Raw genomic sequence first — 17,089 nt, 5'->3', positions numbered from 1 at the left:
GATGCGTTGTCGCGATTCATCGCGGTCCACCTGCCCTGTTTCTTGTTATGCAGAACTGGATAGCAAGCTGCGCCCGGCGTTTCAAGCAGCCGACTTCAAGCAGCCGACATGGCCCTGGCGCGGTGCGAGAGCAACAACCGCCTCACCTCGGCGGCTGGTATCGCGGGGCTGAACAGATAGCCCTGCATCTCGGTGCAGCCGAGGATGTACAGCAGATTCCGTTGCTGCTCGGTTTCGACACCCTCCGCCGTCGTCGTCATGTCGCTGGCTGCCGCGATGTTCACCACCGCCTGAACGATGGACGAGGACGCGCCGGGACCGGCGAGATCCCTGATGAAGGAGCGATCGATCTTGATCTTGTCGAACGGGAAACGCTGCAGGTAGCTGAGCGAGGAATAGCCGGTGCCGAAATCATCCAGCGCGATCCGGACACCCAGCTTGCGCAACTGGTGCAGCATGTCGAGCGCCGCTTCGTCGTCGCGAATGAGCACGGCCTCGGTGATCTCGAGTTCCAGCCTGCTGGCGGGAAGACCGCAGGCCGCGAGCGCCGCCGCCACGTTCAGCGCCAGCGACTGGCTTCTGAACTGCACCGGCGAGACGTTGACCGCGACGCGAACATGATCCGGCCAGGTGGCGGCCTCGGCGCAGGCGGTATTGAGCACCCACAGGCCGAGCTGATTGATCAGGCCGCTGTCTTCCGCGATCGGGATGAATTCCGCCGGCGAGATCATGCCGCGTTCGGGGTGCCGCCACCGCAGCAGCGCCTCGCAGCAACTGATCTTGCCGTCCTCGATATTCACCACCGGCTGATAATGGGGCTCGAGGCTGCCATCGCTGATCGCCTGGCGCAGCTCGAGCTCGAGGCTTCGCCGCGCCCGGGCGCGACGATCCATGCCGGCCTCGAAGAAGCGGTAGGTTCGCCGTCCGTCGCCCTTGGCGCCGTAGAGCGCGAGGTCCGCATTCCTCAACAACTGATCGAGGTCCGCCCCGTCGCCGGGGGCAAGTGCGATGCCGATGCTGGCATCGGTCGTGATCAGGTGCCCCATGCATTCCATTGGCTGCCTGATCGCCGAATGGATTTCATCAACGAGCCGAGCGGTTTCCGAACGATCCTTGATAGCGGTTTGAATCACGGCGAACTCGTCGCCGCCGAGCCGGGCCGCCACGTCGGTTTCCTTGAGGCAACCGCGCAGACGCTCGGCGACGCCCTTGAGCAATTCATCGCCGGTCGGATGGCCGAGCGCGTCGTTGACGCTCTTGAACTCGTCGATGTCGATATAGAGCACTGCCAGTTGCTCGCCCGGCCGGATCGCTTTCAGCGAGGCTTCCAACCGCTCGCGGAACAGGATCCGGTTCGGCAGGTCGGTCAAACCGTCATAATGCGCCAGATGCGCGATCTTCTCGTCCGCGCGCCTGCGCTCGGTGATGTCTTCGATGGTCGCGACCCATCCGCCGCCTTTCAGCGGCCGGTTGATGATCTCGATCGCCCGGCCACCCGGCGCTTCCGTAAGCTGCCGCGTCGCTTTGCCGAGCCTCACCGTTTGGATGATCGCGTTGCAGAACGCATCGACGTCGCCGTCGAATGATCCGGTTTCCTTCCGGTGGGCGATCAGCCGCTGCATGCTGCAGCCGGGCTTGGCCACATCGGGCGATAGTCCGAACATGTCGAGATAGGGCTGGTTGCAAATGATGATCCGCGCGGATGCATCATAGAGAACAAGGCCTTGCGGGATGTTGTTCACGGCGATCGAGAGCTGGCGCCGCTCCACCGCCAGCCGTTGATCGGTCAACCGGTCACGCCGCAGCAGCAATCCGGCGGCCACCGCCAGCACGGCGACGAGCGCCAGCAGGAGGCGTTCGCGAAGACTCCATTCCAGGGTCGCAATGTCGCCGACAACCGCCGTCGCGAGCAGCACGCAGCATGCCGCAAGCCGCGTGATTGCTCCGGCTCCTTGCGCGGGGCCGGCAGCATCGCCCGACATTTGCTGGCCGCTGTCGATGTCCACCCGAGATGCCTCCCCCGCGCGTGTTCCGCCAAGATGCTCCGGTTTGGCGGCAGGTGCTGCGCCAGATGAAAGTTAGCGTGCGATCGAACCCCGCAAAGGAACCCGGACTTCCGAAGCGCCCCCCTGCGATATTGTTACGCAGCACTAATGGAAGGGGCGTTACAACTTGCGGTTAGCAATCGGTTACCTTGCACACGTGCTGGCTCCATTCCGCGATCCAGCATCGGAGGTTACCGAGACGCGCCCGGCGGCCGGTGGCTCTCGTGCGAGGTGGTAAACGAATGATTAATCCGAAGCCGGCGTCACGCATGGCCGGAAATGCAAGAAAGCCCTTATTTTCCAGCGCAACTGACACCCGACGGTGCTGACGGGACTCCGCTGCAAAAACGAATCCTGACCCAGATGCCGCGGATTTAGCTGATACGAAACCCCGCCTGTTTAACCGTTTCGCTAGCCGGCGCTGCCCATAATGGGGGGCCAGACCCCAATTCATGAGATCCAATACCGTGACATCCTTTGGACGTGTGATTTCCGTGCGTGGCTCCCTCGCCCGGGTCGGACTTCTGGCCGCGGGCCCGATGCCCGTCTCCGAAGCGCGTGCCACCGTCGGCCGCTTCATCAGTATTCGCTGTGCGACCGCCACCACCATCATTGCGATGATCACCGAGGTGTCGTGCGAGAACCAGCCGAGCTCCGATGAATACATGGCGACCGCATCGGTCGACCTGCTCGGCGAGATTTCCGGTGGGGACCGCCCCAAGTTTCAGCGCGGCGTGACCAACTATCCGACCATCGGCGATGCCGTCGACCTCGTTACCGCCGAGGACCTCCGCACCGTCTATGCGCCGAGCGGATCGGACCAGATCAACGTCGGCACCCTGCAGCAGGACCGTTCCGTCATCGCCTATGTCGATGTCGAGGAGATGCTTTCCAAGCACTTCGCGGTGCTCGGCTCCACCGGCGTCGGCAAATCGACCAGCGTTTCGCTGCTGCTCAACGAGATTCTTAAAGCCCGGCCGAACCTGCGGGTATTCCTGCTCGACGTCCACAACGAGTATGGCCGCTGCTTCGGCGACCGTGCGCTGGTGCTCAACCCGCGCAACCTGAAACTGCCGTTCTGGCTGTTCAATTTCGAAGAGATTGTGGACGTCCTGTTCGGCGGCCGTCCAGGCGTGCCGGAAGAACTCGACGTTCTCGCCGAAGTCATCCCGATGGCGAAGGGGATCTACACCCAGTACCAGAACTCCGACCGGCTCGGGCTCAAGCGCATGGACCAGAAGTCGGGCGGCTACACCGTCGATACGCCGGTGCCCTACCGGCTGACCGATCTGATCTCGCTGATCGATGAACGGATGGGCAAGCTGGAGAACCGCTCCTCGCGCATCATCTATCACAAGCTGATTTCGCGCATCGAGACCGTGCGCAACGATCCGCGCTACACCTTCATGTTCGACAACGCCAATGTCGGCGGCGACACCATGGCGGAGGTGATCAGCCATCTGTTCCGCCTGCCCGCCAATGGCCGGCCGATGACCATTATGCAGCTCGCCGGCTTCCCCGCCGAAGTCGTCGATTCCGTCGTGTCGGTGCTGTGCCGCATGGCGTTCGATTTCGGCCTGTGGAGCGACGGCGTGTCGCCGCTGCTGTTCGTTTGCGAAGAGGCGCACCGCTACGCCTCGGCCGACCGCAACATCGGTTTCGGCCCGACCCGGAAAGCCGTTTCGCGCATCGCCAAGGAGGGCCGCAAATACGGCGTCTTTCTCGGCCTCGTCACCCAGCGTCCGGCAGAACTCGACGCCACCATCATCTCCCAGTGCAACACGCTGTTTGCGATGCGGCTTGCCAACGACCGCGACCAGGCGCTGTTGCGCTCGGCGGTCTCGGACGCCGCCGCGAACCTCCTGTCGTTCGTGCCCTCGCTCGGCACCCGCGAAGTGCTGGCCTTCGGCGAAGGCGTGGCGCTGCCGACGCGCCTGCGCTTCAAGGAGGTTCCGGTCCACCAACTGCCGCGCAGCGAAGCCACCATCGCGTCCGTGCCGTCGGTCACCGCCGGCCACGACATGCATTTCGTCTCGGCCGTGCTGGACCGCTGGCGCGGCGCCACCTCGAACCGCGACGTGCCGAACGATCCCGGCATCAACGACCGGCCTGCCGCCCGCGTCATGACGCCGGTGGAAGCGCCGATGCTGCAGCCCTCGATGGGGCTGGACCCCGACCGGTTCTCGCTCCTGAAAAAGCCGCTGCGCTGACGGCAGCAAGGCTCGCGTGATTTCTTCACGCGGGCCGGTATCCACCTCAGCCCAAAACGCTATATGGTCCCGGCAACGCCGCCTCGCGGCCTTAAGCCGGAACCTTTCATGAGCAAGCCCGCCACCAAACGATTTCAGCCGCCCGCCATCGACAAGCTGCCGGAGGACATCCGCACCCGGATCCTCGCGGTGCAGGAGAAATCCGGCTTCGTCCCGAACGTCTTCCTGACGCTGGCTTATCGTCCTGACGAGTTTCGCGCCTTTTTTGCCTATCACGACGCGTTGATGGAAAAGGACAGCGGGCTTTCCAAGGCCGAGCGCGAGATGATCGTGGTGGCGACGTCCGCCGCCAACCAGTGCCATTACTGCGTGATTGCCCATGGGGCGATCCTGCGCATCCGGGCCAAGAATCCTGTCATCGCCGACCAGATCGCCGTCAACTACCGCAAGGCCGACATCACGCCGCGGCAGCGCGCCATGCTCGACTTCGCCATGAAGGTGAGCCAGGAGGCCAACACGGTTTCGGAAGCGGATTTCGCCGAGATCGCGGGCCACGGCTTTTCCGACGACGACATCTGGGATATCGCAGCGATCGCGGCCTTCTTTGCGCTGTCGAACCGGTTGGCCAACGTCACCGCGATGCGCCCGAACGACGAATTCTACATGATGGGGCGGCTGCCGAAATAGCCCTGAGAATTAGCCTGAGGCCCGGAGGTTTCCCGCGTTGCTGGAGTGGACCGAAATCATATTGCGTCTCGGCGTCGCCACGCTCGCGGGCGGCCTGATCGGTCTCAACCGCGATCTGCAGGGAAAGCCGATCGGATTGAAGACGCTGGGGCTGGTCAGCCTTGCGACGGCCATGCTGACGGTGATGGTCCATTCGGACAACGCCAACATCGTGTCGGACGCCGGCAGCCGGGTGATTCAGGGAATCCTGACCGGGATCGGTTTTCTCGGCGCCGGGGTCATTGTCCACGCGGGACGTCATTTCAGGGTTCGCGGGCTCACCAGTGCCGCCTGCACCTGGCTGGCGGCCTGCATCGGAATTGTCTGCGGTCTCGGACAATGGCGATTGGTCACGATCGCATTGGCCATCACGTTTGCGATCCTGACCGTTGGCGGCCGAATGGAACGCTGGTTGCACAAGAGGCTTGGCGGCAAGGACGAGACGGCACAGGAACCGCCTCCGTCGGACAAACTACCGACGTAGCCGCTATTAATTAATCGGCGGGTCCGCACCAGCCTGGCAGATAGACCGCGTCCTTGCTCCTGGCAAAGCCGAGCGCCTTCTCCATCGCCTTGTCGAAATTCTCCTCGACGCTTTTGCGCGAGATCTTGTGGCGCAGGAAATCCGCCCACAGAAATTCGCTGAACGGGGTAATGTCCTTTGCAAAGCCGCCGACGCGGCGCAATTCGCCGGCGAGGCTGCGGAACGGATCGTCCTTGAGCCCGGACACCGATTTCGGAAGATCCCCGTAGTGCCGGCGTTCACCCATGGCGTCGTAGGGATAGGCCCATCTCCTGTGGTCCATCACGGTCCAGAACGCTTCGCGCTCGACCATGGTGAGATCGCCGATGACCGTGACCAGGACATGCTCGACGCCCTCGTCATGCAGTGCACGCGCCAGATGATGATGGTCGACGACGTAATGGTGCTCATCCGGCCCGAGCACGACCGGGATCATGTGCTTGCCGAGCAGCTCGGCGCGCTTCTTTTCCGACTTGTGCTCCCGCCAGCGCTTGCGCTTCTCCTTTACCTCTCGCAGCCCGACCGTCATCTGGGTCGGACGCAGTGACAGGATCGGGACCGGCTTGAGGATCGGGTCGCGCGTATTGGCCATCGTTTGCCCCCCCGTACTTCGTGCCCTAATCCGCAAAATGGCTCAGAAACAAGGCTTACCATGCCATGATGGCGCGAGCCCTCAAATGGCCGCGACCCGAGGTTTGCGGCCTGACGCCACGGACTTCCGATCGACGGCAGCAGGTTCCATCAAACGTTGCGCGGATGGATGGCTGCTCCGCGCCCAGCAACATTTCATGTTGGAAACGCTGCCGACGTGCTAAGAAAGACGCAGGATTTTTCGCGGATCGGCGGCAGTGAAAACCCAGCGGCCTCTTATTTCGGACGATGAGCACGTCGTGCTCAAGTTCCGGCCGCGTACCTCCGCCCACCCTCCGGGCGGACGGGAAGAACCCGATCCGACCAAGACGCCTAACATCAAGACGCCCAACGCCAAGCCCCCCAGCACCAGCACGTCGCCCGCGGTGAACGATCTGTCCCGCTACGAGCGGCCGCGCGACGAGGGCGACGATTTCCGTCATCGGATGCTCGCCAATGTCGCAGCGCTCGCCTTCACCGTGGCGTTGACCGCCATCGGCATCTGGCTTGCGGTCAGCATCGCCGATCTGCGCAAGACCCAGGACTGCGTGCTGATGGGCCGCCGCGACTGTGCCAGGATTTCGGTGACGCCGCAGGGGTAGCGAAGCACGATCGTCGCACCAAATCAGATCGTCATACCCGCGAAGGCGGGTATCCAGTACGCTGCGGCCTATCGATTCAATCACTGCTGTCTCTGGAATACTGGATCACCTGCCGGAGCCTGTCATCGGGCGCGCATTCGCGCGACCCGTTGGCGGGTGATGACGACCGAGTGTGCGCCCGCATTCTCGCGGCGCATTTGCGCCCGAGGTTTGCATGAACTTGTCCCTCCCCCCGAAATCGGAGGGAGCAGGGAATGCCGGGTGCTTGCTGCACCCGCGGTCTCGTGTGAATAGCCTCGGTCATCCGCCCGTGGGGCTTCGCCCCATGCAGCGCCACATCGAGCTTGTGCTTGCCAGTATCGATGCCGGCGCAAATTATGCTACGCTTGCTCATCTTCTCGATCCTCCCTTGAATGCGAGCCTGATGCTCATTCAACAATGCGGGCCTCGACGAAGATGCCGATCGTGATCCTGCTACGAAGATCAGCTCACAATGCTTCGATGGGTTACGATCCAACGATCGGCGGCCCGGTCCGGGCGGCCACCCGGGCCGGGGCCATTCCTTGCGGAACGCTCACACCCTAGCAGGTCGTGCTGATACAAGGATGGCTGGAGCGCAGCGATGTCAATCAATTGCGGCCTGAGGCGGCGATGGGTTTCGCTGCGCTCCACCCATCGGGCCTGGACACAGCGCACCAATAACCGACCAGAGACGAACGTGGACAAGATCGATTTCAAGAAGAAGCTCTCAACGCTCTACAGCGCGCCTAATGGCAGTTTTGCTACCGTCGACGTGCCGGTCATGAAATTCGTCAAGATCAACGGAAAAGGCGACCCCAATCGCGATCCGGCCTACAAGGCTGCCATCGAGTGGCTGTATTCCGTGAGCTACGCGATGAAATTTTCCAGCAAAGCCAAGTCGGGAAAAGATTACGTCGTTCCGCCCCTCGAAGGCCTTTGGTGGGCTGACAATCCCGACGATTTTGTCGAGCGCCGGAAGCATCTGTGGCAATGGACGATGATGATCATGGTGCCTGACTTCATTGAGCGATCCCTGTACGAGGCTGCCCTGGCAAGATCGCGGGACAAGCTTGGGGAGCCTCCGGTCTCGCTACGCCTTGAGCCGTTGGACGAAGGCCAATGCCTGCAGACGCTGCATATCGGCAGCTATGACGACGAAGGCCCGACGCTGGCCAGGCTCCACAACGAGATTATGCCTGCGAAGGAGGTGACATTTGCAGGGCCACATCACGAGATCTATCTGAGCGATCCACGCAAGACGCCACCGGAAAAGCTCAAGACGATTCTGCGGCAGCCGGTCAGAAGCGCCGGCTGAAGGCCACGCCCTTTGAACGATGGCAACGCGGCTTGCAACCATCGCTCATGAATGAATCGAGTTAAGCGCCCAGGGCGGATAGCGTCGTTCGCAGGATGTGTGGGGGCAGCGATATCAATCAATTGCGGCCCGGATCACAACCGTGCCACCACTGATCCCGCGACCAAAAACCGCCATTTTCGCTCCCAAATCCAATGTCACGGGAACGGCCGCCTCCATTGAACTAAGCGGCCCGCTCCGATATACGGGCACTCGACTCCGGCCGGGGGATCAGGGCCTTCCGGGGCCGTTCACCCGCCTCCTCCAAGCCGTTCCGGATTAGCTCCAATATATCAAAGGCTTAATGATGTCTTCCACATTCGATCAGATCGCCAACATTATCGCGGAAACCTGCGACATTCCGCGCGACACGATCAAGCCGGAGAGCCACGCCATCGACGATCTGGGAATCGACAGCCTGGACTTCCTCGACATCGCCTTTGCCATCGACAAGGCGTTCGGGATCAAGATGCCGCTCGAAAAATGGACCCAGGAGGTCAACGACGGCAAGGCCACGACCGAGCAGTATTTCGTGCTGCAGAATCTCGCCGATCGCATCGACGAACTGGTCGCCGCCAAGAATGCAGCGCCGGGCGCCTAGAGCCATTTCCGTTCCGATTGAATCGGAACGGGGCTCTAGATTCTTGGTTTTGACGCGTTTTCTTGACGCGAACCGGCCTCCACTTCGCTGGAAAACGCTTTAGTCGCCCGCCATGAACCTTGATTACTTTCAGCTGATCGATCGCATCGTCGACCTCAATCTCGACGAGAAGAAAATTACGGTCGAGGCCCAGGTTCCGGCGTCGCATACCATCTTTGAAGGGCATTTTCCGGGTTTCCCGATCATGCCCGGCGTGCTGCTGACCGAAGCGATGGCGCAGAGCTCCGGCTGGCTGATACTCGGCGTCCTGAAGTTCGAGCGCATGCCGTTCCTGGCCATCGTGAAGGAAGCCAAGATGCGGGGTTACGTCAGCCCCGGCTCTTTGCTGACGATCGATGCGAAGCTCGAGCACGAAGGCTCCGGCTTTGCCGTCACGAAGGCAAAAATACGCATCGGCAAGGAGTTGAAGTGCAGCGCTGAACTCACCTTCGGCCTTGCCCCCTTCCCCGACCCGGCCCTGCGCGTGCACATGGACGCGAAGGCCAACGAGATCGGCTTCCCACTGCAGGCGATGACGCATGACTGAGCCAAATTCCCCGCCCGCCAAGGAAGTCTGGATCACCGGCATCGGTATCGTCTCCTCGCTCGGCGAGGGGCTGGACGCGCATTGGGATGCGCTGAACGCCAAAAAGATCAACGTCGACGACAAGCGGTTCGCGCCCTACATCGTGCATCCGCTGGCGCCTGTTACCTTCGACGCCCAGATCCCGAAGAAGGGCGACCAGCGCCAGATGGAAGCGTGGCAGCGCATCGGCACCTACGCCGCGGGGCTGGCGCTGGATTCGGCCGGCATCAAAGGCAACAAGGAAATCCTGGGGCGGACGGACATGATCGTCGCCGCCGGCGGCGGCGAGCGCGACCTCGCGGTCGACCTCGCGATCATGACCGCCGACGCCAAGGGAAATTCCAGCCCCGGATTCCTCAACGAACGGCTGATGAACGATCTGCGGCCGACGCTGTTTCTGGCCCAGCTCTCCAACCTGCTCGCCGGCAACATCGCCATCGTCCACGGCGTGTGCGGAACGTCGCGCACCTTCATGGGCGAGGAAGCCGCCAGTATCGACGCGGCGCGGATCGCGCTGGCGCGCATCTCGTCCGGACAGAGCGAAATCGCGCTGGTCGGCGCCGCCCATAATGGCGAGCGCTCCGATCTGCTGGTCCTCTATGAATTCGGCGACTTCAATCTGAAAGAGACGTACGCGCCGGTCTGGCAGCGCGATCGCCACAGCGGTTTTGCGCTCGGCTCCGCCGGCTGTTTCCTGGTGCTGGAATCCCGCGAGCACGCCGAAGCGCGCGGCGCCAAGCCATATGCAAAACTGACCAAGGTGGTCGCCGACCTCGCGCAGCGCAAGCAGCCGGGCGCGGTGACCAAATCGCTGGAAGCGCTGTGGCCGAAGCTCGGCGTCCCCGGCGACAGCGGCCATCTGATCACGGGCGCGACCGGCGTCGAGCCGGTGACGTCCGAAGAAAAAGCCTTCTTGCGCCAGCACCCTGGATTCGCCGTGCGCGCCACCGGAACGATGTTCGGCCACACGCTGGAGACCCAGTTTCCGCTGGGACTGGCGCTGGCTGCGCTCTCGCTCTCCCGCGGCACGCTGTTTCCGCCGAATGATCCGACCGGGCTTGAGGTTGAAAAGGCAGGTCCCCCGGACCAGATTGTGGTGGTGGGGGCCGGTCACTGGCAGGGCGAAGGCATGGCTCTGGTCGAGGCCGTCAAGTAATCGGCGCGAGAGCGCTTGGAGCATGATCGGGAAAAGTGGATACCGGTTTTCCCTCGGGACAAACGCGGTGCGTTTGCCCGGAGATCATGCTCAAGAAGAGAGATTGAGCGGGATGACGATCCGAAGGAACGGTGTCCCGCGAATTACGGCGCAACATCGGGGGAACCATGTCAGCACCATCAGATAAATTCGGTAGGCCGATCGTCGTCGTCACCGGCATGGGCGTGGTGACGTCGCTCGGCGCCGGCAAGCAGGACAACTGGCGCAAGCTGACCGCGGGCGAGTCCGGCATCAAGACCGTGACGCGCTTTCCGATCGACGGCTTGAAGTCGACCATGGCCGGTACGGTCGATTTCGTCACCGTCGATCCCGTCACCTCGACGGGACTGACCGAGCGGCTGGCCGAAATGGCCACCGAAGAAGCGCTCGAACAGGCCGCGATCGGCGCCAAGGCCGATTTTCCCGGCCCGCTGTTCCTGGCGGTGGCGCCGGTCGAGGTCGAATGGCCGCAACGGCTCGAGCTCGGGCGCGCGATCGGCAAGACCGAATTCGGCTACGACGACATGCTGCGCCTCAGCGGTGGCGGCCGGTTCGCGGCCTACCATCACCGTTTCATGTTCGGCTCGGTGGCGAGCCATCTGGCCGAAGCGTTCGGCACCAAGGGTTCGCCGATCTCGCTCTCCACGGCTTGCGCCTCCGGCGCGACCGCAATCCAGCTCGGCGTCGAGGCGATCCGCCGCGGCGACGCCGACGCTGCGCTATGCGTTGGCGCCGACGGCTCGGTGAACCCGGAAGCGATGGTGCGCTTCTCGCTGCTGTCGGCGCTGTCGACGCAGAACGATCCGCCGCAGGCCGCCTCAAAGCCGTTCTCGAAGAACCGCGACGGCTTTGTGATGGCGGAAGGCGCCGGCGCGATGGTGCTGGAGAGCTATGAATCGGCCATCGCCCGCGGAGCGAAAATTCTCGGCGTGGTCGCCGGCTGCGGCGAACTGACGGATTCGTTCCACCGCACCCGCTCCAGCCCGGACGGCAAGCCGATCATCGGCTGCATGCGCAAGACGCTCGCGGATGCCGGCCTTGAGCCCGAACAGATCGACCACATCAACGCCCACGGCACCGCGACGCCGGAAAACGACAAGATGGAATACAACACGACAGCGGTGGTGTTCGGCGACCATTTGCCGAAGATTCCGGTGTCGTCGAACAAGTCGATGGTCGGGCATACGATCTCGGCGGCCGGCGCGGTCGAGGCCGTGTTCTCGCTCTTGACGCTGGAACACCAGCGGATTCCGCCGACCATCAATTACGAAATTCCGGATCCGGCGATCCTGTTCGATGTGGTCGGCAACACCGCGCGCGACGCCAAGGTTACCGCCGTGATGTCGAACTCGTTCGGTTTCGGCGGGCAAAACGCCTCGCTGATCCTGACGCGCGAACCGGTCTAGCGCGTAGCTGCTTGTAGACCATGAAACGCCTGCTCCTACGCACCAAGGCGCGCCTGCGCGATGCCGCAAAGCCCGTGGCGGAAGCCGCCGTCGGCGCGCTGACGATCGCGCTGTTGCGCACCACGCGCTATTTCGATCCGGACAAGACCGCCAATTTCTTCGGCCGCGCCACCCGCTTCATCGGCCGGCGGCTGCGCGAGGACCGCATCGGGCGCGAGAATCTCACGGCAGCTCTTCCCGACAAGTCGCCGGAAGAGATCGAGACCATTCTGGCCGGCGTCTGGGACAATCTCGGCCGCATCGGCGCCGAGTTCGCCCATCTCGATCACATCTGGGACTACGACGTCGATCATCCGGACAAGCCGAGCCGCGTCGAGTTCGGCGCGCGAACCAAGCAGATCTTCGATCACCTGCGCGACGACGGCAAGCCGGCGATCATCTTCGCCAGCCATCTCGGCAATTGGGAAATTCCGGCGCTCGGCGCGGTCGCCCATGGGCTGGATTGCGCGATCCTGTTCCGCCGGCCGAACATCGAGGCCGCCGACCGCGCCATCGAACGGATCCGCGCCGTCAAGATGGGCACGCTGGTGCCGGCCGGCCGCGAGGCGCCGCTCAAGCTCGCCGAGGCGCTGCAAAGGGGCCAGCACGTCGCGATGCTGGTCGATCAATACATGGGCAACGGCGTCGAGGTGACGTTCTTCGGCCGCAAGACCAAGGCCAACCCGACACTGGCGCGGCTGTTGCGGCAGGTCGATTGCCCCGTGCACGGCGTGCGCATCATCCGCCTCCCCAACCACAGATTCCGCGCCGAACTGTCCGAAGAGGTCAAGCCGGTGCGCGATGCTTCGGGCCAGATCGATATCCAGGGCACGATGCAGGCGGTGACATCAGTGGTCGAAGGCTGGGTCAGGGAATATCCGGACCAGTGGCTGTGGCTGCACAGGCGGTGGCGGTAGTTAAGCGAGCGTAGCCCGGATGGAGCGAAGCGCAATCCGGGTCTATTTTCGCGCTGTCTCGCATTTTCCCGGGTTGCGCTTCGCTTCACCCGGGCTACGGAAAGCCTAACCGCCGAACAGCAAGCCGAGGCTCCACGCCTTCATCGCGACGGCCGATCCCAGGATGAAGATAATCTGCAGCAGCGTGCGCGTTGAAAAGAACGTGAGAATGTTGGTCATGTGATGCTCCCCGGAGGGAGCTATAGATTCTCGCTTGGGTTCCGGCAACAGAAGTTTGTTGGGCTACGCACGACAAGTATCAACACTGTCATTCCGGGATGGTGCGTAAGCACCAGACCTCAGATGCGCAATTGCGCATCGAGGAATCTCGAGATTCTCAGGTGCGCAACTGCGCACCATAGTTCGATGCTCTGCATCGCCCTGGAATGACGGCAGAGCCGTCACTTCCCCGTCTTCACCCTCGTCCACAGCCGGTTGATGACACGCTGTGTCGCCGGGTCGCGGGCCTGGATCACGAACAGTTTTTTCTGCATCGCCTCGTCCGGGTAGATATTCCGGTCATTGAGGATCTTCGGATCGACCAGCTTCTGGCTCGCCAGATTGCCGTTGGCGTAGGACAGGAAGTCGGAATTTTTCGCCGCGACGTCGGGGCGGTAGAGATAGTTGATCAGCTCATAGGCCTCCGCGACGTTCTTCGCATCAGCGGGGATCGCGAGATTGTCGAAGAACATCTGTGCGCCCTCTTTCGGAATCGTATAGCCGATCTCGACGCCATTCCTGGCTTCCGCGGCGCGGCTGCGCGCCTGCATGATGTCGCCCGACCATCCGACCACGAAGCAGATTTCGCCCGACGCCAGCGCGCCCAGATATTCCGAGGAATGAAACTTGCGGACGTTGGGCCTGATCTTGCTGACGAGCTCGGCGGCCTTTTCCAGGTCGGCCTGCCTGGTCGAGTTCGGATCGATGCCGAGATAGCTGAGCGCCGCGGGCAGAATGTCGTCGGCGGAATCCAGCATGTGGATGCCGCAGTCTTTGAATTTTGCGAGATTCTCCGGCTTGAAGACGATATCCCAACTGTCGATCTTGGCGTCGGGGCCGAGAATTTTCTGCATCGTCTTGACGTTGTAGCCGATGCCCGTGGTGCCCCACATGTAGTTGGCGGCGTAATTGTTGCCGGGGTCATAGGTGGCGAGCTGGCTGGTCACGACCGGCCAGGCATTGGCGAGGTTCGGCAGCCTGGACTTGTCGAGCTTGAGAAAAACCTTTGCCGTGATCTGGCGCTGCAGGAAATAGCCGGTTGGAACGACGACATCGTAGCCTGACTTCCCCGCCAGGAGCCGCGTCTCCAGCGTCTCGTTGGCGTCGAACGTGTCGTAGACCACCTTGATGCCGGTTTCCCTGGTGAAGTCCTCCAGCACCCCCGGGGCCATATAGTTCGACCAGTTGTAGAAATTAACCGTGCGCTCCTCGGCCTGCGCGGGCGAGAGCGACAGCGCGACCGTCATCACACCGATCACGCGAAGCGAACGTCGGAGGCGGTCACGCATCTGCTACCTCTTGCGGCGGCCGTGCACCGCGTCCGACAGGCGCTCCAGCGCGGTATCCAGCGTCTCGTCCTTCTTGGAAAAACAGAACCGCACCACCGAGGTCACCGCGTCCTGCTCGTAGAACGCCGATACCGGGATCGCGGCGACTTTATAATCGGTCACGATGCGCTTGCAGAACTCGACGTCGGTTTCGTTGAGACCGAGCGGCGACAGGTCGACGGTGAGAAAATACGTGCCCTGCGACTTCAGCACGGGAAAGCCGATGCTCTCCAATCCCCTGGTCAAACGGTCCCTGCTCCGCGCCAGCTCCTTGCGCATGTCGTAGAAATATTCATCTGGCTTGCCGAGGCCGTAGGCGACGGCGGCCTGCAGGTTCGGCGCTGTCGTGAAGGTCAGAAACTGGTGCACCTTGGCCGCGACCCTGAGCAGCGGCGGCGCGGCGCAGACGAAGCCTATCTTCCATCCCGTCAGCGAAAAGATCTTGCCGGCGCTGCCGACCTTGATGGTGCGGTCGCGCATGCCCGGGATCGTGATCAGCGGGATGTGCTCGCGGCCATCGAAGATCACGTGCTCCCAGACCTCGTCGCAAATGGCGATGGTGTCGAACTTCTGGCAGAACCGCGCCAGCAATTCGAGGTCCTCGCGGGGATAGACCACCGCGGCCGGGTTGAGCGGGTTGTTGAACAGCACCGCCTTGGTCTTGGGATTGAAGACGCTCGCCAGCATCTCTTCCGTCAGCCGCCAGTCCGGCGGCTCGAGCCGCAACAGGCGCGGAATGCCGCCGGCCTGGCGGATGATCGGCAGATAGCTGTCATAGACCGGCTGGAACACCACGACCTCGTCGCCGGGTTCGACGACGGCGAGGATGGACGCCGTCAGCGCCTCGGTCCCGCCCGAGGTCACCATCACTTCCGTCATCGGATCGAGGATGAGCTTGTGCCAGCGGCCGTAATGGGCCGCGATCGCCTGCCGCAGTTCGGGAATGCCCATCATCGACGGGTATTGGTTGTAGCCGTTCACCGTGGCATCAGCCGCGGCGCGGCGGATGTCCTCCGGCCCGGGGTCGTCGGGAAAGCCCTGGCCGAGATTGATGGCGTTGTTGTCGCGGGCCGCCTGCGACATCGCCTCGAACACGGTGACCGGAAGGTCGGCAAAGACCTTGTTCATGGACGTCATGGCGCGTCAGCCGCCGGTCCTGGTCTGCAATCCCGCAGCCTTCCACGCCAAAATGCCGCCCGCCAGATGCTTGTCATAGGCAAGGCCCGCCGCCTGCGCCGCCAGCGACGCCGTCACCGAGCGCTTGCCGGAGCGGCAGGCGAACACCACCTGCTTGCCCGCAGGGTCCGGAATGGCCGCCGGGTCGAAGGACTGCAGCGGAACCACCACGCCGTCCGGATAGGCTTCCACCGCAACCTCATTGGGCTCGCGGACGTCGACCAGCAGATAGCGTCCCTCCGCCATCCCCTTCGCCACATCTTCCGGCGTCAAATCGTGCACCTGATGGTCCGCCACGCAATATCCTCCTGACAACCCGCCGCGCGGGGCTCCGATCAGCCCGGCCAAGCGGGCGCCAAAGTCGCCCCTCGCGGCGCGAAAATCAAGCGCCGCGAACGGTTTAAACGGCGGTCAAAACCAAACCGCCGCCCAACGCACTTATTCTCCTCCCGCCCGGTTTTCAGGGCAGAAGTTCTTTCGCGACCGGCCAGGCCCCTTTGGGCGTTTGAGGACCGGCCGCCCGGTAGCCGCGGCGAAGGTAGAAATCCCGGGCGTTTGAGCTGGCCTCAGCGCGCACCGAGGGGAACTCGCGGTCGCGTATCAGCCCTTCCAGCCGATCGAGCAATCCGGCGCCTACGCCCTGCCCGGCAAATTCGGCCGCCACATACAAGCCCTCCAGCATGTCGCCGCGAATGGCCCCCCATCCGACGACGACGTCGTCCAGTTCGGCAACCCACACTTCCAGCTCACGGAGCTTTTGCTCCATCCCGGAAGGCGTGAGTTGTAACGCCCACGCCTCGGCCTCGGCCTTGGGCATCGTTGGAGGCGCGAGTTCAAGGATCGATCGTCGCCGAATGTCGTACAAACCACTTGCGTCCTTGCGCTTCGCCAGACGGTAAACGGCACCCATTGTCATCTGCCCCTAGTCAAACGGACCTGCCGAACCAGCGTAGCGCAATGCCCGCTATTGAAAGATGAGCGGATGTAGTGACTGCGTACGCCGATGTCTGAGAATGACCCACTCGGACATCACTGAGAACATTTTACAGCGTACCGAGACGGCGCGGTTGTCGGGCTTGCACAATTTTAACGTTTTTGCGTTGAAAATTAAGCACAGCACGCTTGCCCTCCTCGACAGCAATAGCCAACCCGCCGCCCAAGGGCCTGATCGGAAAAAAGTAGGTTTAGCCTCGTCGAGAGGTTAGGATTTAGAGTGGCCCGCTCACCTTTCTCAGGAGGTTCGAACATGGCACGGCACCTTTTCTTCGCGATCACCCTCATAGGCATCGGAGTGCTCCTCAACTCACCGGCAGAAGCAGTGACAGCCGCGGGATGTGAGGATCGAGCCGCAAATTGCGTGGGCAGATGTGCCAACCCCGGTGGTGGGACGAATGATAACAAATGCATGAACTACTGCGATCGGCAGGTAATCA

Annotated in this window: 15 protein-coding genes and 1 pseudogene; 10 read left to right on the top strand and 6 right to left on the bottom strand. The window is 62.7% G+C overall.

What is annotated here, in order from left to right:
* Window positions 1-95: 95 nt before the first annotated feature.
* Window positions 96-1,847: pseudogene (locus V1293_RS02155) on the bottom strand (putative bifunctional diguanylate cyclase/phosphodiesterase); the annotation flags it as partial.
* 650 nt (window positions 1,848-2,497) lie between these two features.
* Here V1293_RS02155 and V1293_RS02150 point away from each other — a divergent pair.
* The 3 genes from V1293_RS02150 (at window position 2,498) to V1293_RS02140 (ending at window position 5,465) form a co-directional block, all read left to right on the top strand.
* Window positions 2,498-4,255 (top strand): ATP-binding protein, encoded by a 1,758-nt coding sequence (locus V1293_RS02150; protein ID WP_334506285.1) that lies wholly within the window; start codon window positions 2,498-2,500, stop codon window positions 4,253-4,255.
* A gap of 108 nt (window positions 4,256-4,363) precedes the next feature.
* Window positions 4,364-4,942, top strand: a complete 579-nt coding sequence (locus tag V1293_RS02145; protein ID WP_334506283.1) for a peroxidase-related enzyme — start codon at window positions 4,364-4,366, stop codon at window positions 4,940-4,942.
* Between the two features lie 37 nt (window positions 4,943-4,979).
* The gene (locus tag V1293_RS02140; protein WP_334506282.1) at window positions 4,980-5,465 is read left to right on the top strand and encodes an MgtC/SapB family protein; all 486 of its coding nucleotides are present in this window, start codon (window positions 4,980-4,982) and stop codon (window positions 5,463-5,465) included.
* Between the two features lie 10 nt (window positions 5,466-5,475).
* On the opposite strand, the gene V1293_RS02135 is transcribed toward V1293_RS02140, so the two are convergent.
* Window positions 5,476-6,096: a ParB-like protein gene (locus tag V1293_RS02135; protein WP_334506280.1), complete on the bottom strand. Its 621-nt coding sequence runs from the start codon at window positions 6,094-6,096 to the stop codon at window positions 5,476-5,478.
* 298 nt (window positions 6,097-6,394) lie between these two features.
* Here V1293_RS02135 and V1293_RS02130 point away from each other — a divergent pair, with 298 nt between their 5' ends.
* From V1293_RS02130 to V1293_RS02100, 7 genes are all read left to right on the top strand, one after another.
* Entirely contained in the window at window positions 6,395-6,736 is a 342-nt protein-coding gene (locus V1293_RS02130; protein WP_442894196.1) for a hypothetical protein, read from the top strand.
* A gap of 718 nt (window positions 6,737-7,454) precedes the next feature.
* Complete coding sequence (locus tag V1293_RS02125; protein WP_334506277.1) at window positions 7,455-8,072, top strand: GyrI-like domain-containing protein; 618 nt, start codon at window positions 7,455-7,457, stop codon at window positions 8,070-8,072.
* A gap of 346 nt (window positions 8,073-8,418) precedes the next feature.
* Window positions 8,419-8,712: an acyl carrier protein gene (locus V1293_RS02120; protein ID WP_028346689.1), complete on the top strand. Its 294-nt coding sequence runs from the start codon at window positions 8,419-8,421 to the stop codon at window positions 8,710-8,712.
* Window positions 8,713-8,824: 112 nt separating this feature from the next.
* On the top strand, window positions 8,825-9,298 hold the full coding sequence (locus V1293_RS02115) for a 3-hydroxyacyl-ACP dehydratase FabZ family protein (RefSeq protein WP_334506275.1): 474 nt from the start codon (window positions 8,825-8,827) through the stop codon (window positions 9,296-9,298).
* Complete coding sequence (locus V1293_RS02110; protein ID WP_334506273.1) at window positions 9,291-10,493, top strand: beta-ketoacyl-ACP synthase; 1,203 nt, start codon at window positions 9,291-9,293, stop codon at window positions 10,491-10,493. Before V1293_RS02115 ends, V1293_RS02110 begins: the two co-directional genes overlap by 8 nt.
* Window positions 10,494-10,660: 167 nt before the next feature.
* Window positions 10,661-11,938: a beta-ketoacyl-ACP synthase gene (locus tag V1293_RS02105; protein ID WP_334506271.1), complete on the top strand. Its 1,278-nt coding sequence runs from the start codon at window positions 10,661-10,663 to the stop codon at window positions 11,936-11,938.
* A gap of 20 nt (window positions 11,939-11,958) precedes the next feature.
* Entirely contained in the window at window positions 11,959-12,894 is a 936-nt protein-coding gene (locus tag V1293_RS02100; RefSeq protein ID WP_334506269.1) for a lipid A biosynthesis lauroyl acyltransferase, read from the top strand.
* 440 nt (window positions 12,895-13,334) lie between these two features.
* Here V1293_RS02100 and V1293_RS02095 read toward each other — a convergent pair whose 3' ends face one another.
* The 4 genes from V1293_RS02095 to V1293_RS02080 all read right to left on the bottom strand — a co-directional run bounded on the left by V1293_RS02095 (window position 13,335) and on the right by V1293_RS02080 (window position 16,566).
* Window positions 13,335-14,399, bottom strand: a complete 1,065-nt coding sequence (locus V1293_RS02095) for a polyamine ABC transporter substrate-binding protein (protein WP_334516590.1) — start codon at window positions 14,397-14,399, stop codon at window positions 13,335-13,337.
* Between the two features lie 45 nt (window positions 14,400-14,444).
* Window positions 14,445-15,617, bottom strand: coding sequence for an aminotransferase (locus V1293_RS02090; protein ID WP_334506267.1), 1,173 nt, complete (start codon window positions 15,615-15,617; stop codon window positions 14,445-14,447).
* A 6-nt stretch (window positions 15,618-15,623) separates the two neighbouring features.
* Window positions 15,624-15,953 carry a rhodanese-like domain-containing protein gene (locus tag V1293_RS02085; RefSeq protein WP_334506265.1) on the bottom strand — a complete coding sequence of 110 codons (330 nt, stop codon included), beginning with the start codon at window positions 15,951-15,953 and terminating at the stop codon, window positions 15,624-15,626.
* Window positions 15,954-16,116: 163 nt separating this feature from the next.
* A complete protein-coding gene (locus tag V1293_RS02080) occupies window positions 16,117-16,566 on the bottom strand; it encodes a GNAT family N-acetyltransferase (protein WP_334506263.1) in 450 nt (149 codons plus the stop codon).
* Window positions 16,567-17,089 lie beyond the last annotated feature (523 nt).

Origin of the sequence: Bradyrhizobium sp. AZCC 1693 (genome assembly GCF_036924745.1) — a bacterium.
GTDB lineage: Bacteria > Pseudomonadota > Alphaproteobacteria > Rhizobiales > Xanthobacteraceae > Bradyrhizobium.
The sequence above is the reverse complement of the archived record's forward strand: the minus strand, read 5'-3'. Positions and strand labels throughout refer to the sequence as shown.

What these genes read in the sequence shown, in the direction of transcription:
- V1293_RS02150 (WP_334506285.1), top strand. Translation starts at nt 2,498, where the DNA reads ATGAGATCCAATACCGTGACATCCTTTGGACGTGTGATTTCCGTGCGT.
- V1293_RS02145 (WP_334506283.1), top strand. Translation starts at nt 4,364, where the DNA reads ATGAGCAAGCCCGCCACCAAACGATTTCAGCCGCCCGCCATCGACAAG.
- V1293_RS02135 (WP_334506280.1), bottom strand. Translation starts at nt 6,096, where the DNA reads ATGGCCAATACGCGCGACCCGATCCTCAAGCCGGTCCCGATCCTGTCA.
- V1293_RS02120 (WP_028346689.1), top strand. Translation starts at nt 8,419, where the DNA reads ATGTCTTCCACATTCGATCAGATCGCCAACATTATCGCGGAAACCTGC.
- V1293_RS02115 (WP_334506275.1), top strand. Translation starts at nt 8,825, where the DNA reads ATGAACCTTGATTACTTTCAGCTGATCGATCGCATCGTCGACCTCAAT.
- V1293_RS02110 (WP_334506273.1), top strand. Translation starts at nt 9,291, where the DNA reads ATGACTGAGCCAAATTCCCCGCCCGCCAAGGAAGTCTGGATCACCGGC.
- V1293_RS02105 (WP_334506271.1), top strand. Translation starts at nt 10,661, where the DNA reads ATGTCAGCACCATCAGATAAATTCGGTAGGCCGATCGTCGTCGTCACC.
- V1293_RS02100 (WP_334506269.1), top strand. Translation starts at nt 11,959, where the DNA reads ATGAAACGCCTGCTCCTACGCACCAAGGCGCGCCTGCGCGATGCCGCA.
- V1293_RS02095 (WP_334516590.1), bottom strand. Translation starts at nt 14,399, where the DNA reads ATGACGGTCGCGCTGTCGCTCTCGCCCGCGCAGGCCGAGGAGCGCACG.
- V1293_RS02090 (WP_334506267.1), bottom strand. Translation starts at nt 15,617, where the DNA reads ATGACGTCCATGAACAAGGTCTTTGCCGACCTTCCGGTCACCGTGTTC.
- V1293_RS02080 (WP_334506263.1), bottom strand. Translation starts at nt 16,566, where the DNA reads ATGGGTGCCGTTTACCGTCTGGCGAAGCGCAAGGACGCAAGTGGTTTG.